Here is a 16356-nt window from a genome sequence, read left to right as displayed (position 1 = left end):
GCGTTCAAGCAGGAGCCGCCTCATGAAGATCCTTCTCATCGGTGCCAGCGGCACCATCGGCCAGGCCGTCGCCCGCAACCTCGGTGCGCGCCACCAGGTGATCACCGCGGGCCGCTCGAGCGGCGACCACCGCGTCGACCTGACCCAGGACGCGAGCGTCGCCGCGCTGCTGGAGACCGTCGGCCGCGTCGACGCCATCATCAGCACCGCCGGCAACCTGCATTTCGGGCCGATCGGCGAAATGAGCGCGGAGCAGTTCAACCTCGGCCTGCAGGACAAGCTGCTCGGCCAGGTGCGGCTCGCGCTGCTCGGCCAGCGCACCCTGAACGACGGCGGCTCGATCACGCTGACCGCCGGCGTGCTGGCGATCGAGCCGATCCGCAACGGCGCCAACGCCACCGCGGTCAACGCCGCGCTCGAAGCCTTCGCCAGCGCCGCGGCGATCGAGCTGCCGCGCGGCATCCGCATCAACGTCATCAGCCCGACGCTGCTGACCGAATCGCTCGACGCCTACGCGCCGTACTTCCCCGGCTTCGAGACCGTCAGCGCCGAGCGCGCCGCGCTGGCGTATCAGCGCAGCGTCGAAGGCGCGCAGACGGGGCGGACCTACCGAGTGATGTGAGCGGCCTCGCCGGACGATGTCAACGCCGGTCCGTGGGGTCAATGCGCCGCGGTGGCTGGCCGAGCTGAACGGCGGTTTCTGGGCCGAAGTCCGCAGGACCCAGGCCAAGCGAACCGAAGCCGAACAACTGCAGCGCACGCAGCAGGCGGCCGATGTTGTCGGCGGTGGGACGCACCCAGAAGTCGATATCGCCCGTGTAGCGCGGATGCCCGTGGGCGGCCAGCGCGTAGCCGCCGACCACGAGGTATTCAACGCCCTCGGCGTTGAGCAACTCGGCAAACTCTTTGAAGTCGCGGTTCAGCATCGGGGGCGGTCGAGGAGGTCTCCCACTCGCGGCGCAGGATCTCCACTGCCGCGATGCGCTCGGCCATCGGCCGCTGCAGCCAGAACAACAAGTCCGCCGCCTGCTGCGTGCCGCGAAGGGTGCGGTGGATCACTCGTTCCATCGCGCCTTTCTCTTCGCGGCCGTCGTTTCCGCCAAGCCTGTTGGCGCAATACGGACCCGCGCTGCTCAGGAACCGTTGCGTTCGTCCGGCTGCGAGTCGAACAGCGCTTCCACCTGCGGCGGCAGTCTCTGCGCCGACACGAGGATCAGGCGCTGCCCGGCGCGGGTCATGGCCATGTAGAGCCTGCGGGCGTTCTCCTCGCGGCGCTCGGCCCGTTCTTCGTCGCCCAGGCCGGCCACGCGGCCGGAGAAGAACAGGTTCTCCACGCCGATCAGGAAGACGATGCACGCCTCGAGCCCGGTGGCAGTGTCGAGGTAGGCCAGGCGCAGATAGTCTCGGCCGCGGCCGTGCGGAGGCGCCCGTTTCTGCCGCTGTTCGTTGAACCACCACACCTTGCCTGCGCCGACCCGCCTTTCGAGGCAGGCATGCAGGGTGCGCCTGTTCACTTGCTCGCCGTAGATCACGAGGAACGCGCCCAGCGGCAGGCCGCGCGCGTGGGCGCCGGCCAGTTCGTTGCAGAGTCGGTCGATCGCGTCCTGGGGCGTGTCGGCGCAAGCAAGCAAAGGCCTCTTCCCGGGCACCATGCCGGCGTAGTCGGGCTCCACGCTGTCATCGCCATCGGCCGGGCCGAGCACGGCCATGACCGTGGTGGCCGCCTCCAGGATCGCACTCGTCGTGCGGTACGAGCGGCGCAGCTTCTTGGTACGACCGGCCACTTCGATCCCGGCGCTCTTCCAGCTCTGGCGGTTCTTCAGGAACCCCTGCTTCGGATCGGCGCACAAGAAGAGCTGGCCGTGTGCGGCGAGCGACAGCTTCACCACATCGAACCACGAGGGCGCGAAGAACTGGGCTTCGTCCGCCAGGATGTGGTGGTAGCGTTCGAGTGCGTGATGGCGTTCATGCGCCAGGCAGATCGTGCGCGGTAGCGCGCTCCACATGTGCTGACCGGCGCAACGCAGGGTGCTGGTGACGGCCTGGTACAGCGCCCATACCTGGGTGCGCTCCTCGGCTGCCAAGGCGAATCGCCGACCGGTGCGGCTGCTCGCGAGATAGGCCTGTCCGTCGGGAATCAGGGCGTTGTTGATGAAGTCCAGTTCGGCGATGAGTTGCGCGGTCGAAGGCTTCAGCTCGGGCCATCGAAGCCGTTGGTGCTGGACCAGCTCATCCACTGCGCGACGATCGGGCATTTTCGGCAACGCTCCGAACACATGGCGCCATTGCCGGCAGATCCAGGCGAAGACCGTCAGCATCTCGACGTTCCCGGGCAACCCGCCTCGCACCTGGTACAGCCGTTCGTTCAGGTCTGCGACGATGGGGGTGTTGTGGATCAGCACCAGGATGCGCTGGCGCGGGAACAGCTCCGCCAGCAGCAGTGCGCGGTTGATCGCGATCAGCGTCTTGCCACTGCCGGCCACTCCGTTCAACAGCCTGACGGAGAAGTCCGCGGCCGCTGCGTGCTGCTCCTGCGGCAGCTCGAGATCGAGCTTGCTCGCCCACTCCTGTTCATGGTCCAGGAAGCAGCGCGTCAGGCGGGCGCTGTTGTCGCGCTGCAAGAAACGCCGCGTCGTGCATACGGCGGGGATCTCCGCCTCCGGGAACCAGGCGGCGAGCAGGCCGTGTTCGGCATGCTCGGGCAGTGGAGCCAGCAGGTCCTGAACGACCTGTTCTGCGCCGGGCTGCGCGACTTGTTCGCGCGATACCAGGTGCGCACCGTAGCGCCTGAAGTACTCGGGCGCCAGCACGCGCACTTCTTCGGACGAGCACGCCCACATCACGACCAGAACCGCCGAGCCGGCGGCAGCGCCGTCAGGCCGGCTCATCAGTTGCTGCAGCTGTTCGAGGCGCCATTCGAAGCGCGTACGCTCGTCCTGCGCGAAGAGCTGTGCGTGAGCGAGGGTCGAGAACTCCAGCGTCGACACCGCGATCGCCAGCCAGCCCCCCGCAAGGTGCTGCACGAACAGGTCCGCGGGGCAGCCCAGGCGGACCGGCCGCCGGATCACGTGCTGGTCATCCAGCGCGCCGAGCACGCGCTTGAGGTGCACATCGCGGCCTGACAGCTTGCTCCATTCCGGTATGAAGATCGCCATGCCTGCCGTCCCGGCTACAGCGGAATCCGCTGCAGGTGCCTGAGCAGGTCGGCATACGCGCCGACCCACCGCCGGATGTCCTCATGCCCGAGCACGGGTACCTCGTCAATCTCGGGACCGATGACGACGAGTTTGGTCTTCGCGCGAGTGATCGATACGTTCAGCCGCTGCGGCTGGAAGAAGAACTCGGCGACCGCACCGAGGAACACTTCGTCGCCGGTGGCGAGCGTCAGGATGACGAGCTCGCGCTCCTGGCCCTGCATGCGCTCGACGGTGTCGGCCACGACCTCGCGCGCGACGGCGCGCCCGAGGACCTCGTTCAGCCAGCTGCGTACCGCGCGGCCCTGCGCCCGGTACGGCGTGACGATGCCGATCTCCCGGGGCGGCAGCCCGCCGGCGATGGCGGCTTTGCACAACTGCGCCACGAGCTGCGCGTCGCGGTCGTTGCGCGTGCGGGCCGTGCGGTCGCGGGTGGGGATGAATACACCGGGTGCTGCCGGATCGAACACGGCGGCATAGGGCTCGGCAAGGTCTGGCAGTGACATCCTGCGCTCGCGGTTCGCGCCGGCCGCGCTGAGCTCGCCGCGGTAGTACGCCCGGCTTGGCCAGGCGGTGAGCCAGCGATTCATGCGGTAGGTCTCTTGCAGCATCACTGCGTGGTCGGCATGGCGGGCGGTGAGCGCCGCGAACGCCGACATGCCGCTCTCGTCCAGGACCGAACGTGACAGCATCACCGGCGGCAGCTGCTGCTGGTCGCCCACGAAGACGAAGCGCCGGCCCTTGCGCATCGCCATCAGCGCCAGCGGCACGGTGATCTGGCTGGCCTCGTCGAAGAGGATGGTGTCGAACTCGCAGTGCTCCAGGCGTGAGGTGCAGGTGGCGAACGGGGTGGCGCCGATCACGTACCCGCCCGCGCTCGGACGCTCGTGCCAGTCGGCAAACCCGGCGTGGCAAGGCACCTCGTCGCGCAGGCCCTTGCGCTGCGCGTGCAGGCCGACCTTGATCGCCGGCACGCCTTCCTCGCGGATCTTGTTGAGCGCGTTGTTGATGGCCATGTGCGTGTGCGAAGTGACGAGAACGCGCTCTCCGTCCTCGACCATCAGCCGCGCGATGAGTGCCAGCACCGAGCTCTTGCCGGTGCCGGGCGGGCCCTGGATGCACGCGATCTGGTCGGCGCCGAGCGCCAGCCCCACGGCTTGCGCCTGCCGGGTATTGAAGCCGCGGGCGCGGGCGGCATCTTCGCCGCGGGTCATCGCTTCGCCGCTGAACGTGATGTCCAGGCTGCCGCCGAGCAGCGGTAACACGATCTCGCGCCCGATCCACGAGGTGCTGATCTCTTCGATGGCCTGCTCGTGGAACACGGTCAGGTCGATCGCGTCGGGGTCGGCATAACACGGTCCGTCGCTGCAAGCGCGCAGAACCGCGTCGGCCCTGTGGCTGCGCAACAGCCAGCGATCCTCCATGTCGGCCTCCAGCGTCAGACCGCGACCGAGCGCCTGGTCCAACGGATCGCCCGCATGCAGCATGAGCAGGTCGCCCTCGCGAAAGCGGGACTCGCCGCCGTCGATGCGGGCCCACAGGGTCGATGGATCGTCCGTGCGCTCCAGGCGAAGAATGCGCTGCGACCAGCCCCTCTGCAGCTTCCAGGCGATGGGGCGCTCCCAGACCGCGAGCAACTTGCGTTGGCCGGCCAGCTGCTCGTCATGGACGAAGCGCAGCAGGTCGGACAGAAGCTGGTCAGGAGGCGCGCCGGGGCCCATCGTCGGATTCTGCCGCGCCGACTCTCATGGACCGACCGTACGCAAACGAAAGGGCCCGCCGAAGCGGGCCCTTCTTCATCGCGCGCGGAGGATCAGGCCGCCACGCTCTTCGCCGCCTCCGCGTACTCCTCGATCTGGTCGAAGTTCATGTAGCGGTAGACCTTGTCGCCGTCCTTGTTGATGACGCCCATGTCGGCGTGGTACTCCTCGACGGTCGGGATGCGGCCGAGCTTCGACGCGATCGCCGCGAGCTCGGCCGATGCCAGGTAGACGTTGGAGTTCTTGCCGAGCCGGTTCGGGAAGTTGCGGGTGCTGGTCGATACGACCGTCGCACCTTCGCGCACCTGGGCCTGGTTGCCCATGCACAGGCTGCAGCCGGGCATCTCGGTGCGGGCACCAGCAGTGCCGAAGACGCCGTAGTGGCCTTCCTTGGTCAGCTCGCTGGCATCCATCTTCGTCGGCGGCGCGATCCACAGCTTGACGGGGATGTCGCGCTTGCCTTCGAGCAGCTTCGACGCGGCGCGGAAGTGGCCGATGTTGGTCATGCACGAGCCGATGAAGACCTCGTCGATCTTCACGCCCTGCACGGCGGACAGCAGCTTGGCGTCGTCCGGATCGTTGGGGCAGCACAGCACCGGCTCGGTCAGCGTGTCGAGGTCGATCTCGATCACCTCGGCGTACTCGGCGTCGGCATCGGCGTCGAGCAGCTGCGGGTTGGCGATCCAGGCCTCGACGGCCTTGATGCGGCGCTCCAGCGTGCGGCGGTCGGCGTAGCCGTCGACGATCATGTTCTTCATCAGCACGACATTGCTGGTGAGGTACTCGATGATCGGGGCCGGATTCAGCTTGACCGTGCAGCCGGCGGCCGAGCGTTCGGCCGACGCGTCGGAGAGCTCGAAGGCCTGTTCCACCTTCAGGTCCGGCAGGCCCTCGATCTCGAGGATGCGGCCGGAGAAGATGTTCTTCTTGCCCTGCTTGGCAACCGTCAGCAGGCCCTTCTGGATCGCGGCGTACGGAATTGCGTGCACGAGATCGCGCAGCGTGATGCCGGGCTGCATCTTGCCCTTGAAGCGCACCAGCACCGATTCGGGCATGTCCAGCGGCATCACGCCGGTGGCGGCGCCGAAGGCCACCAGGCCCGAGCCGGCCGGGAACGAGATGCCGATCGGGAAGCGGGTGTGCGAATCGCCGCCGGTGCCGACGGTGTCGGGCAGCAGCAGGCGGTTGAGCCACGAGTGGATCACGCCGTCACCCGGGCGCAGCGAGACGCCGCCGCGGCTGGAGATGAAGGCCGGCAGCTCGCGGTGCGTCTTGACGTCGACCGGCTTCGGATAGGCCGCGGTGTGGCAGAAGCTCTGCATCACGAGGTCGGCCGAGAAGCCCAGGCAGGCCAGGTCCTTCAGCTCGTCGCGCGTCATCGGGCCGGTGGTGTCCTGGCTGCCGACGGTGGTCATCTTCGGCTCGCAGTAGGTGCCCGGGCGGATGCCTTGCTGCTGGCCGTTGATGGTGGCCAGGCCGCAGGCGCGGCCGACCATCTTCTGCGCCAGCGTGAAGCCCTTGCCGGAGTCGACCGGCGGCTTCGGCAGACGGAAGGTGGTGGAGGCAGGCAGGCCGAGGAAGTCACGCGCCTTGGCGGTGAGCGAGCGGCCGATGATCAGGTTGATGCGGCCGCCGGCGCGCACTTCATCGAGCAGCACGTCGCTCTTCAGCGCGAATTCGGCGACGGTCTCACCGTTGCGCACCAGCTTGCCGTCGTAGGGCAGCACGTCGACCACGTCGCCCATCTCGAGCTTCGAGACGTCGACCTCGATCGGCAGCGAACCAGAGTCTTCCTGCGTGTTGAAGAAGATCGGCGCGATCTTGCCGCCGAGCGTGACGCCGCCGAAACGCTTGTTCGGCACGAAGGGGATGTCGTCGCCGGTGGCCCAGATCACGCTGTTGGTCGCACTCTTGCGGCTCGAGCCGGTGCCGACGACGTCGCCGACGTAGGCGACGACGTGGCCCTTCTTCTTCAGCTCGTCGATGAACCGCATCGGGCCGCGCTTGCCGTCTTCCTCGGGCTTGAAGGCCGAGCCGTCGCGGGTGTTCTTCAGCATCGCCAGGTAGTGCAGCGGGATGTCCGGGCGGCTCCAGGCGTCGGGCGCGGGCGACAGGTCGTCGGTGTTGGTCTCGCCCGGTACCTTGAAGACGGTGACGGTGATCTTGCGCGCCACTTCGGGGCGCGAGGTGAACCACTCGGCGTCGGCCCAGCTGCCGATCACCTGCTTGGCGTGGGTGTTGCCGGCCTTGGCCTTCTCGGCGACGTCGTGGAAGAAGTCGAACATCAGCAGCGTCTTCTTCAGCGCGGCCGCGGCGACCGGGGCGACCTCGGCGTCGTCGAGCAGGTCGATCAGCGGCTTGACGTTGTAGCCGCCGACCATCGTGCCGAGCAGCTCGGTGGCCTGCGCGCGGGTGAGCAGCCCGACCGCGAAGTCGCCGTGCGCGACGGCCGACAGGAAGCTCGCCTTGACCTTGGCGGCGTCGTCGACGCCCGGCGGCACGCGGTGCGTCAGCAGCTCGACGAGGAACGCGCCTTCACCCGCCGGCGGGGCCTTGATCAGCTCGACCAGCTCGGCGGTCTGTTGCGCCGACAGCGGCAGCGGCGGAATGCCGAGGGCGGCGCGTTCGGCGGCGTGTTGGCGATAGGCGGTCAGCATCTCGAAGGCTCCTGAGGGTGTTTCAGTCAACTATTTTATGTCTTATATAAGACTTGCCAAGCACTTTGTGGGCGTTGGGGCGTGAAAAGCAGGCGGCGATTGTGGCGCGGCGAGCCGTGGCGTGGCTGCCGGCCAGGCATGAAAAAGCCCGCGCGAGGCGGGCTTCATGTCTTGTACCGACTCAGGCGATCAGCCGTTGTCGCGCATCCACTTGGCGGCCCATTCGTCCGAGCGGGCCTGCGCTTGCGCGCCGCTGGTCATGGTCCAGACGAGACAGCCGGTCGCGAAGACGAGCGGGACGAGAGCGAGAACGGTGCTGATCATGTTGAGGGGAGGGGATGGGTGAAGAAGGGGCGCATCGGATGATGCTGCAGCGCAGCATATCGGCTTTCGGGTTTGTACGGATGAATGACCCAGCGCTGCGGCGGAGAACCGGGGTGTCGGGCTTGCGAGGCTCGGAGATCTGCGCTAGGGGTGGCCGCTGCTAGCGAAAAAGCACGGGCTGTTCGACCGGCGAGGTGGCTTCGCTGCCGCTGCGCAGGCGCTGCAGCAGGTCGGTCCACTGCGCCTTGACGCTGGCGGCATTGGCCAGCTTCACGTGGCCGTAGCCGCGGATGCCTTCGGGCAGCCGTGCCAGCTTCAGCGCCAGCGGCAGCTTGGTCGCAGTCAGCCCGCGCAGCAACTCGTCGACCAGCGCCTCGTAGTCGGCGATCAGCTGCCGTTCGAGCCGCCGCTCCGCGGTGTGGCCGAACGGATCGAGCAGCGTGCCACGCAGCCGGCGCAGCACCGCCAGCGGCTTCATCGCCCGCATCAGCCACGGACCGAAGCGCATCTTCTGGATGCGTCCGTCCGGCCCGGCCTTGGCCAGCAGCGGTGGGGCCATGTGGAAATCGATGCGCTCCCAGTGCTCGAACTGTTCTCGCAGCGAAGCCTCGAAGCGGCCGTCGGTGTACAGCCGCGCGACCTCGTACTCGTCCTTGATCGCCAGCAGCTTGGCGTAGCTGCGCGCGACCGCTTCGGTCAGGCGCAGCTCGGCGCTCAGTGGGCGTTCGGCCGCACGCACCCGTTCGACCAGCGCGCGGTAGCGGCGGGCATACGCGGCGTCCTGGTAGGCGGTGAGGAAGGCGGCGCGGCGCTCGATCAGCGCGTCGAGCGCCGTGCCGGCCGCCGGCGGCGGCGCGGCCGCATCGCCGGCCAGGCGCTGCAGCGCTGCGGGCGCGGCCACCGCCAGCCGGCCGAGCGCGAAGGCGGTCTTGTTGTCCTCGACCGCCACCGCATTCAGCTCCAGCGCACGCATCAGCGCCGCTTCGCCGACCGGCACCAGCCCACGCTGCCAGCAGGCGCCCAGCATCACCATGTTCGAGGGCATCGTGTCGCCGAGCAGCTTCAGCGCGATCGCCTGCGCATCGATCGTCGCCACGCGATCGTCGCCGGCGGCGAAGCGCATCTTGTCGAGCAGCGCGCCGGCATGCAGGTCGGCGTTCGGATCGCGCACCGCGGCCGCGGTCGCCAGCTCGTGCGTGTTGGCGAGGATCTCGGTGCGCCCGTGCTTGACAGTGCCCAGCGCATCGGCCGACGCGCCGACGACCAGGTCGCAGGCGAGGATCGCGTCGGCCTGCTGGGTGTCGATGCGCACCTGGTTCAACTGGTCGGCGCTGGGCGCCAGGCGCACGTAGCTGAGCACCGCGCCGCCTTTCTGCGCGAAGCCCATGAAGTCGAGGATCGACGCCTGCTTGCGCTCCAGGTGAGCGGCCATGGTCACCAGCATGCCGATCGTGATCACGCCGGTGCCGCCGACGCCGGTGATCAGCAGGTCGAACGGGCCGGTCCAGGTCCACGGTGCCGGTGGGCGAATGGCCGCCAGCTCGCGCTGCAGCGCGTCGGCATCGACACCGGCACCGACCCGCTTCTTCGGCACCGCGCCGTAGACCGACACGAAGCTCGGGCAGAAGCCGTTGACGCAGGAGTAGTCCTTGTTGCACGAGCTCTGCTCGATCTGGCGCTTGCGGCCCCAGTCGGTCTCGACCGGAATCACCGACAGGCAGTTCGAGGCCTGGCCGCAGTCGCCGCAGCCTTCGCAGACCTGCTCGTTGATGAAGATGCGGCGCGGCGGGTCGGCGAGCTCGCCTTTCTTGCGGCGGCGGCGCTTCTCGGCGGCGCAGGTCTGGTCGTAGATCAGGATGCTGACGCCGCGGATCTCGCGCAATTCACGCTGCACGCTGTCCATCGCCGCGCGGTCGTGGAACGTGGTGTCGCGCGGGAACTCGGCTTCGCGGCCGCGGTACTTGCCGATGTCGTCGGAGACCACCACCACCCGCACCGCGCCTTCGGCCTCGACCTGGCGCGCGATCTCCGGCACGCCGATCTTGCCGTCGACCGGCTGGCCGCCGGTCATCGCGACCGCATCGTTGTAGAGCAGCTTGTAGGTGATCGTCGTGCCGGCGGCGATGGCCTGGCGGATCGCGAGGTAGCCCGAGTGGTAGTAGGTGCCGTCGCCCAGGTTCTGGAACACGTGCGCATCGTTCGTGAAGCGCGAGTGCGCGACCCAGTCGACGCCCTCGGCGCCCATCTGGATCAGCCCCGAGGTGCGGCGCTCCATCCAGCTGGCCATGAAGTGGCAGCCGATGCCGGCCAGCGCATGCGAGCCTTCGGGCACCCGGGTGCTGGTGTTGTGCGGGCAGCCGGAGCAGAAGTAGGGCTGGCGCTTCACCGCATCGGCCGGATTCGACAGCAGCTTCGGCATCGTGAAGTCGATCACCAGGTGGCGGCGGTCGAGCGCGGGGTTCAGCCGCGCCAGCCATTCGGCGACCACCGGCATCACGCGCGAAGGCCGCAGCTCGCCCAGCGCGGACAGCAGCGGCGCGCCGCGTGGATCGGTCTTGCCCGCCACGCGCGGGCGCTGCGCATCGGGCAGCTCGTAGAGCAGCTCCTTGATCTGGCGCTCGACCAGCGGTGCCTTCTCCTCGATGACCAGCAGCTCGTCGAGGCCTTGTGCGAATTCGCGCAGCCGCGTCGGTTCGAGCGGGAACACCAGGCCGACCTTGTAGACCCGCACGCCGGCCGCGGCCAGCGCGTTCGGGTCGAGGTCGAGCCGGCGCAGCACCTCCATGAAATCGAAGTGCGCCTTGCCGACGGTGACGATCCCCAGCGTCGCGCTCGGGCTGGCGACGATGTGCTTGTCGACCGAGTTGAGCTGCGCGAAGGCGCGCACCGCGTCGAGCTTCAATGCCAGCCGCGCCTCGATGTCCAGCGAGGGCAGGTCGACCGCGCGCACGTGCAGCGAAGCGGCGGGCTTGAAGTCCACCGGCAGCTCGAAGTCGAAGGGCACCGCGTCGAGGTCGACCGTCATGCCGGACTCGACGACCTCGCTGATCGCCTTGAAGCCGACCCAGGCGCCCGAAAAGCGCGACAGCGCCCAGCCGTAGAGCCCGAATTCGAGGTACTCGGCGACGTTCGCCGGGTGCAGCACCGGCATGCTCCAGGCCTGCATCGCGAGATCTGACTGGTGCGGCATCGACGACGACACGCAACCGTGGTCGTCACCGGCAATCACCAGCACGCCGCCCTGCGGGCTGGCGCCATACGCGTTGCCGTGCTTCAGCGCGTCGCCGGACCGGTCGACGCCGGGGCCCTTGCCGTACCACAGCGCGGTGACGCCATCGACACGGCGCTGCGGATCGAGCGCGACGCGCTGCGTGCCGAGGCAGGCGGTGGCGGCCAGGTCTTCGTTGATCGCCGGCAGGAAGTCGACGCCCGCGGCATCGAGCAGCGCCTTGGCTTTCCACAGCTGCAGGTCGACCATGCCGAGCGGGCTGCCGCGGTAGCCGGAGACGAAACCGGCGGTGCGCAGGCCCTGCGCGCTGTCGAGCGCGCGCTGCATCAGCAGCAGCTTCACCAGCGCCTGCGTGCCGGTGAGGAAGACCTGGTCCTCGGTGGCGGCGAGGTTGTCGCTGAGCTGGTAGCTGCGCAGCGCGGGAGCGGTGGCTGGCTGCATCGTGTGCGAGCGATGATGGCGCCGGCGGTGACCGGCCGGACCATCCTACGCCGGCTCTCGCCGGCGCACGGGTGCAGCTGCGGGTGGGCGCGTCAGTTGCGGGGTGCCACGCCGGTACTGGCGGCGGCCGGGGAGATGCCGATCGACCCCTCGGCCTGCTGCGACCGGCCGGCAGCGGCGGCGGCCGCGACCGCGGCGCGCTGTTCGGAATGCGTGCAGTCGTCGACCACCCGCTGGCCGATCTTCGCGTTCATCAGCATCGATTTGGCGGGGATCTGGATCCAGATCATCCCGGCCTTCTTGTCCTCGAGCCGCACGGCACCGGTGGTGGTTTCCTGCGGGACCATCCGGTAGCTGACCTTCTTGAAGGTCAGGTTGAAGTGGCCGGCATGGCCTTCGATCGGGGTCACCGAGATCGTCTGCTTGAACTCGCAGTCGGCGTCGCCGGTCAGCACGCGCATCGCGACCGCGAGCTGCGCTTCGGTGGCGGGCTCGTGCTGCTCGGCCTTCGCGGCGGGTTTCTTCGCCGGTGCCTTGGCGGCCGGCGCTTCACCGGCCGCGTGCGCGACGCCGGCCAGCAGGGTGGACAGGACCAGCGCAAGGGCCGGGCGCGGCAGGCGGGGGGCAAGACGGATCATCGGGACAGCGCTCACTCTCGAACGGACAAGTTAAGCCGCGCACGGGCGGGACGAGGGGTTGCCGCATTCTCAGGTGTGCGGGGGTCCCGCCGGTGTCAGTGAAAGCCAGCACTGCAACGGCCAGCAAGGGACCGTGGAAAACCGACTTAGTTCCTTGCCGAGCCGAAGAAGGCCTGTTCTGCTTGCGCCGGCAAGGGCTGCCCGGTGCGGCGCGCGCGCTCGAGCACCTGCCAGAAGTAGCGGTAACTCGCGCGGTCGTGCAAGGTGTCACGGTGGCGGATCGGCGCCCACAACGCGGCTTGCGCGGCGGCGATGATCTCGATCGCTTCGTCGATCTCGGCGACGCTGGGCGCGAAGGCCTCGATGATCGGCTCGATCTGCGCCGGGTGGATGCTCCACATGCGCGTGTAGCCGAACTCGCGCGCCGCGCGCGTGGCCGCGGCGCCCAGCGCCTTCTGATCCTTGAACTCGGTGACGACGCAGTGCGACGGTACCTTCGCCGCGGCGTGGCAGGCGGCGGAGATCTCCAGCTTCGCGCGCACCACCAGCGGATGCTCGAACTGGCCCTTCGCGCCCATCGCCGTCTGCGGTATCGCACCGCGGTGCGCCGAGACGAAGTCCATCAATCCAAAAGACAGCGATTCGATGCGCGGCAGCGCGGCAATGGCCATCACGTCGCGCAACCCGCCGTGGGTCTCGATCAGCATGTGCAGCGGCAGGCGTGCGCCGCGGCCGCTGCGCGCGATCACCTGCTCGACGGCGGCGATCGCCCGCTGCGCGTCGGCCAGGTGGCGTGGCTTCGGGATCATCAGGTAGGCGAGCCGGTCGCCGGCGCGGCCGATCAGCGTCTCGAGATCGGCTTCGAAGGCCGGGTGCTCGACCGGATGCGCGCGTGCGCCGACACGGCCGAAGTTGTTCGCGTTCGACAGCACGATGTCGGCGACCATCTGCGCATGCTCGCGCTCGGCGCCGACCGGTGCGCCGTCCTCGCAATCGAGCGTCACGTCGAACACCGGCCCGAGCTCGGCTTGCAGCGCCAGGCTCTTGTGCATGCGCGCTTCGACGCCGCAGTAGTGGTCGCAGACGGGGAGGTCGGGGGCGACGTCGCCGTCGTCGAACAGCACGTCGCGGGGCAGCACGGATTCGGTCATGGTCGGGTCGTGGGGAAAGAAGAAGGGCCGGTGGCAGCGATGCCGACCGGCCCTTCGGAGCTTACGCCGGGCCGCGGCCCGGGAGCATCACAGCAGGTGCTTGACGCCGTCCTGCTCGCCTTGCAACTCTGCGAGGGTCTTGTTGATGCACTGCTGCGAGAACTCGTCGATGGCCAGGCCTTCGACCAGCTTGTACTCGCCGCCTTCGCAGGTGACCGGGTAGCCGAACATGATGTCCTTCGGGATGCCGTATTCGCCGTTGCTCGGCACGCCCATCGTGACCCATTCGCCGTTGGTGCCCAGCGCCCAGTCGCGCATGTGGTCGATCGCCGCGTTGGCCGCCGAGGCAGCCGACGACAGGCCGCGCGCCTCGATGATCGCCGCGCCGCGCTTGCCGACGGTGGGCAGGAACACGTCGCGGTTCCAGGCGTCGTCGTTGATCATGTCCTTGACGCTGGCGCCATCGATCGTCGCGAAGCGGTAGTCGGCGTACATCGTCGGCGAGTGGTTGCCCCAGACGGCCAGCTTCTTGATCGACGACACCGGCTTGCCGGTCTTCGCGGCGATCTGGCTCAGCGCACGGTTGTGGTCCAGGCGCAGCATGGCGGTGAAGTTCTTGCGCGGCAGATCCGGCGCCGACTTCATCGCGATGTAGGCATTGGTGTTGGCCGGGTTGCCGACGACCAGCACGCGCACGTTGCGCGAAGCCACGGCGTTCAGCGCCTTGCCCTGTGCGGTGAAGATCTGGGCATTGGCGGCTAGCAGGTCGGCGCGTTCCATGCCGGGGCCGCGCGGGCGGGCGCCGACGAGCAGCGCGTAGTCGGTGTCCTTGAAGGCGGTGTTCGCATCGCCGTGCGCTTCCATGCCGGCCAGCAGCGGGAAGGCGCAGTCGTCCAGTTCCATCATCACGCCCTTGAGCGCCTTCTGCGCCTTCTCGTCCGGGATCTCCAGCAGCTGCAGGATCACCGGCTGGTCCTTGCCCAGCATTTCTCCGGAGGCGATGCGGAACAACAGGGCATAACCGATCTGGCCGGCGGCGCCGGTGACGGCCACGCGGACGGGCTTCTTGCTCATGGGGAACTCCAGGCGGATGGTGAAGAAAAAGCGGCGACCGGACGACGTGCGGACGGGGCGCTCGGCCTCAGGTGGCGCGCGCGGACCGGAACGAGGTCGGGAGTGTAGGCCAGTCTAGGGGTTGATACCGAGGCTGTCAAAGGTCTTATGTCTTCTATAAGACAACTGTCAGCATTTGGTGGACGACCCCCGTGACGCTGTGTTGCAATCCGGGCCATGCCCGCGCCGACCGTTCCCACGCTGCCGAGCGCCGCCGATGCGGCGGCGGACGCCGCGCCGGCCTTCAGCCCGCTGTACCAGCAGATCAAGGGGCTGATCATGCGCGAGCTGCAGGCCGGGCTGTGGAAGCCGGGCGAGGCGATCCCGAGCGAGCTCGACCTCGCCGCGCGCTTCAAGGTCAGCCAGGGCACGGTGCGCAAGGCGATCGACGAGCTGGCCGCCGACAACCTGCTGGTGCGCCGGCAAGGCAAGGGCACCTTCGTCGCCACGCATGCCGAGCAGCAGGTGCAGTACCGCTTCCTGCGCCTGACCGCCGATGATGGCGTGACACCCGACATGGAGCGCCGGCTGATCGATTGCAGCCGCCTGCGCGCGCCGGCACCGGTGGCACGCGCGCTCGACTGCAAGAGCGGCGATGCGGTGGTGCTGCTGCGGCGGCTCCTGCTGGCCAATGCCAAGCCGGTGGTCTTCGACGAGATCTGGCTGCCCGGCACGCTGTTCAAGGGCCTGACCGCCGAGCGCCTGGCCGACTACAAGGGTCCGATGTACGGCATGTTCGAAACCGAGTTCGGCGTGCGCATGATCCGCGCCGAAGAAAAGATCCGCGCCGTCGCCGCCGATGCGGCGACCGCCGACGTGCTGGCGGTGGGCGAGGGCACGCCGCTGTTGAGCGTCGAGCGGCTGTCGTTCACCTACGGCGACAAGCCCGTCGAACTGCGCCGCGGCCTCTACAACACCGATCACCACTTCTATCGCAACGCGCTGAGCTGAAGCCTGTGGTTCATACGCATCCAAGCTTCCGGTAAGCCTTGTGCGTTGCAATAAACTCTAAGGGTTTCACCCGGATTACGAAAAGAGACAGCCCCATGCCAGAGATCTCGAGAACAAGGCCCGGCGCGAACATGCGCTTGATCGAAGCGCTGCAGTACCGGCTACCGATTGCCGGCGTGGTGTCGATCCTGCACCGCGGCAGCGGCATGCTGATGTTCTTCCTGCTGCCCTTCGTGATCTGGCTCTTCGACAAGAGCGTCACGTCCGAGATTTCGTACGACACCTTCGCCAGCGCCTTCGTCGCCGGCATCGGCGTGGTCCCCGGCGTCGTCATCAAGCTGATCGTGCTGGCGCTGATCTGGGCCTACCTGTTCCACGCCATCGCCGGCGTCCGCCACCTGTGGATGGATGCGACGCACAGCGTCAGCAAGCAGCAGGGCCGGTCGTCGGCCGTGGTCACGGTGGGCTTAAGCACGGTGCTCACCGTGCTGCTCGGCGCCAAGCTCTTCGGCCTGTACTGAGGAGCGCAGCGACATGGCAAGCAATTACGGTTCGAAGCGCCTCGTCGTTGGCGCGCACTACGGATTCCGCGACTGGCTGAGCCAGCGCGTCACCGCGGCGCTGATGGCGCTGTACACGCTGGTGCTGCTGGTGCAGGTGCTGCTGCCCGGGCCGCTGGGCTATGACCGCTGGTCCGGCATCTTCGCGCAGCAGTGGATGAAGTTCCTGACCTTCATCGTCATCATCTCGCTCGCGTACCACGCGTGGGTCGGCATGCGCGACGTGTGGATGGACTACATCCAGTCCGTCGGCGTCAAGCTGGTGGCGCAGGTGGCCACGATCGCCTGGCTGGTCGGCTGCACCGGCTGGGCCGTGCAGGTGCTCTGGAGACTATAAA

Annotated in this window: 13 protein-coding genes; 4 read left to right on the top strand and 9 right to left on the bottom strand. The window is 68.3% G+C overall.

Translation table 11 applies throughout. From position 1 onward, the window contains the following. The first annotated feature begins 22 nt into the window (after window positions 1-22). Entirely contained in the window at window positions 23-622 is a 600-nt protein-coding gene (locus HLB44_RS10400; protein ID WP_173122510.1) for a short chain dehydrogenase, read from the top strand. Window positions 623-641: 19 nt separating this feature from the next. Here the strand turns inward: HLB44_RS10400 and HLB44_RS10395 are convergent, their stop codons facing one another. The 9 genes from HLB44_RS10395 to HLB44_RS10360 all read right to left on the bottom strand — a co-directional run bounded on the left by HLB44_RS10395 (window position 642) and on the right by HLB44_RS10360 (window position 14468). Beyond that, on the bottom strand, window positions 642-926 hold the full coding sequence (locus tag HLB44_RS10395; protein WP_173122509.1) for a nucleotidyltransferase family protein: 285 nt from the start codon (window positions 924-926) through the stop codon (window positions 642-644). A 207-nt stretch (window positions 927-1133) separates the two neighbouring features. After that, on the bottom strand, window positions 1134-3155 hold the full coding sequence (locus tag HLB44_RS10390; RefSeq protein ID WP_173122508.1) for a DEAD/DEAH box helicase: 2022 nt from the start codon (window positions 3153-3155) through the stop codon (window positions 1134-1136). A 14-nt stretch (window positions 3156-3169) separates the two neighbouring features. Beyond that, window positions 3170-4915, bottom strand: coding sequence for a DEAD/DEAH box helicase (locus tag HLB44_RS10385; RefSeq protein WP_173122507.1), 1746 nt, complete (start codon window positions 4913-4915; stop codon window positions 3170-3172). Between the two features lie 92 nt (window positions 4916-5007). Beyond that, entirely contained in the window at window positions 5008-7611 is a 2604-nt protein-coding gene (acnB, locus tag HLB44_RS10380) for a bifunctional aconitate hydratase 2/2-methylisocitrate dehydratase (protein WP_173122506.1), read from the bottom strand. 189 nt (window positions 7612-7800) lie between these two features. Continuing rightward, a complete protein-coding gene (locus HLB44_RS37800; protein ID WP_281375142.1) occupies window positions 7801-7935 on the bottom strand; it encodes a hypothetical protein in 135 nt (44 codons plus the stop codon). Between the two features lie 160 nt (window positions 7936-8095). Further along, window positions 8096-11605, bottom strand: a complete 3510-nt coding sequence (locus HLB44_RS10375) for an indolepyruvate ferredoxin oxidoreductase family protein (RefSeq protein WP_173122505.1) — start codon at window positions 11603-11605, stop codon at window positions 8096-8098. Between the two features lie 92 nt (window positions 11606-11697). Continuing rightward, window positions 11698-12243, bottom strand: a complete 546-nt coding sequence (locus tag HLB44_RS10370; protein WP_173122504.1) for a hypothetical protein — start codon at window positions 12241-12243, stop codon at window positions 11698-11700. 146 nt (window positions 12244-12389) lie between these two features. Further along, window positions 12390-13394 (bottom strand): HpcH/HpaI aldolase/citrate lyase family protein, encoded by a 1005-nt coding sequence (locus tag HLB44_RS10365; RefSeq protein WP_173122503.1) that lies wholly within the window; start codon window positions 13392-13394, stop codon window positions 12390-12392. A gap of 87 nt (window positions 13395-13481) precedes the next feature. Beyond that, the gene (locus HLB44_RS10360) at window positions 13482-14468 is read right to left on the bottom strand and encodes a malate dehydrogenase (protein WP_173122502.1); all 987 of its coding nucleotides are present in this window, start codon (window positions 14466-14468) and stop codon (window positions 13482-13484) included. 216 nt (window positions 14469-14684) lie between these two features. Here HLB44_RS10360 and HLB44_RS10355 point away from each other — a divergent pair, with 216 nt between their 5' ends. The 3 genes from HLB44_RS10355 (at window position 14685) to sdhD (ending at window position 16355) form a co-directional block, all read left to right on the top strand. Beyond that, window positions 14685-15458, top strand: coding sequence for a GntR family transcriptional regulator (locus tag HLB44_RS10355; RefSeq protein WP_173122501.1), 774 nt, complete (start codon window positions 14685-14687; stop codon window positions 15456-15458). 95 nt (window positions 15459-15553) lie between these two features. Beyond that, window positions 15554-15979, top strand: a complete 426-nt coding sequence (gene sdhC, locus HLB44_RS10350; RefSeq protein WP_173122500.1) for a succinate dehydrogenase, cytochrome b556 subunit — start codon at window positions 15554-15556, stop codon at window positions 15977-15979. A gap of 13 nt (window positions 15980-15992) precedes the next feature. Then, on the top strand, window positions 15993-16355 hold the full coding sequence (gene sdhD, locus HLB44_RS10345; RefSeq protein WP_173122499.1) for a succinate dehydrogenase, hydrophobic membrane anchor protein: 363 nt from the start codon (window positions 15993-15995) through the stop codon (window positions 16353-16355). Window position 16356 lies beyond the last annotated feature (1 nt).

The sequence above is a fragment of the Pseudaquabacterium terrae genome (assembly GCF_013266755.1).
GTDB lineage: Bacteria > Pseudomonadota > Gammaproteobacteria > Burkholderiales > Burkholderiaceae_C > Pseudaquabacterium > Pseudaquabacterium terrae.
Note: the sequence above shows the minus strand (reverse complement) of the source record. Positions and strands in the feature narration are given on the sequence as shown.

Bases quoted from the DNA above. Each gene is read 5' to 3' on its own strand.
- HLB44_RS10400 (WP_173122510.1), top strand. From the start codon at position 23: ATGAAGATCCTTCTCATCGGTGCCAGCGGCACCATCGGCCAGGCCGTC.
- HLB44_RS10395 (WP_173122509.1), bottom strand. From the start codon at position 926: ATGCTGAACCGCGACTTCAAAGAGTTTGCCGAGTTGCTCAACGCCGAG.
- HLB44_RS10390 (WP_173122508.1), bottom strand. From the start codon at position 3,155: ATGGCGATCTTCATACCGGAATGGAGCAAGCTGTCAGGCCGCGATGTG.
- HLB44_RS10385 (WP_173122507.1), bottom strand. From the start codon at position 4,915: ATGGGCCCCGGCGCGCCTCCTGACCAGCTTCTGTCCGACCTGCTGCGC.
- acnB (WP_173122506.1), bottom strand. From the start codon at position 7,611: ATGCTGACCGCCTATCGCCAACACGCCGCCGAACGCGCCGCCCTCGGC.
- HLB44_RS37800 (WP_281375142.1), bottom strand. From the start codon at position 7,935: ATGATCAGCACCGTTCTCGCTCTCGTCCCGCTCGTCTTCGCGACCGGC.
- HLB44_RS10375 (WP_173122505.1), bottom strand. From the start codon at position 11,605: ATGCAGCCAGCCACCGCTCCCGCGCTGCGCAGCTACCAGCTCAGCGAC.
- HLB44_RS10370 (WP_173122504.1), bottom strand. From the start codon at position 12,243: ATGATCCGTCTTGCCCCCCGCCTGCCGCGCCCGGCCCTTGCGCTGGTC.
- HLB44_RS10365 (WP_173122503.1), bottom strand. From the start codon at position 13,394: ATGACCGAATCCGTGCTGCCCCGCGACGTGCTGTTCGACGACGGCGAC.
- HLB44_RS10360 (WP_173122502.1), bottom strand. From the start codon at position 14,468: ATGAGCAAGAAGCCCGTCCGCGTGGCCGTCACCGGCGCCGCCGGCCAG.
- HLB44_RS10355 (WP_173122501.1), top strand. From the start codon at position 14,685: ATGCCCGCGCCGACCGTTCCCACGCTGCCGAGCGCCGCCGATGCGGCG.
- sdhC (WP_173122500.1), top strand. From the start codon at position 15,554: ATGCCAGAGATCTCGAGAACAAGGCCCGGCGCGAACATGCGCTTGATC.
- sdhD (WP_173122499.1), top strand. From the start codon at position 15,993: ATGGCAAGCAATTACGGTTCGAAGCGCCTCGTCGTTGGCGCGCACTAC.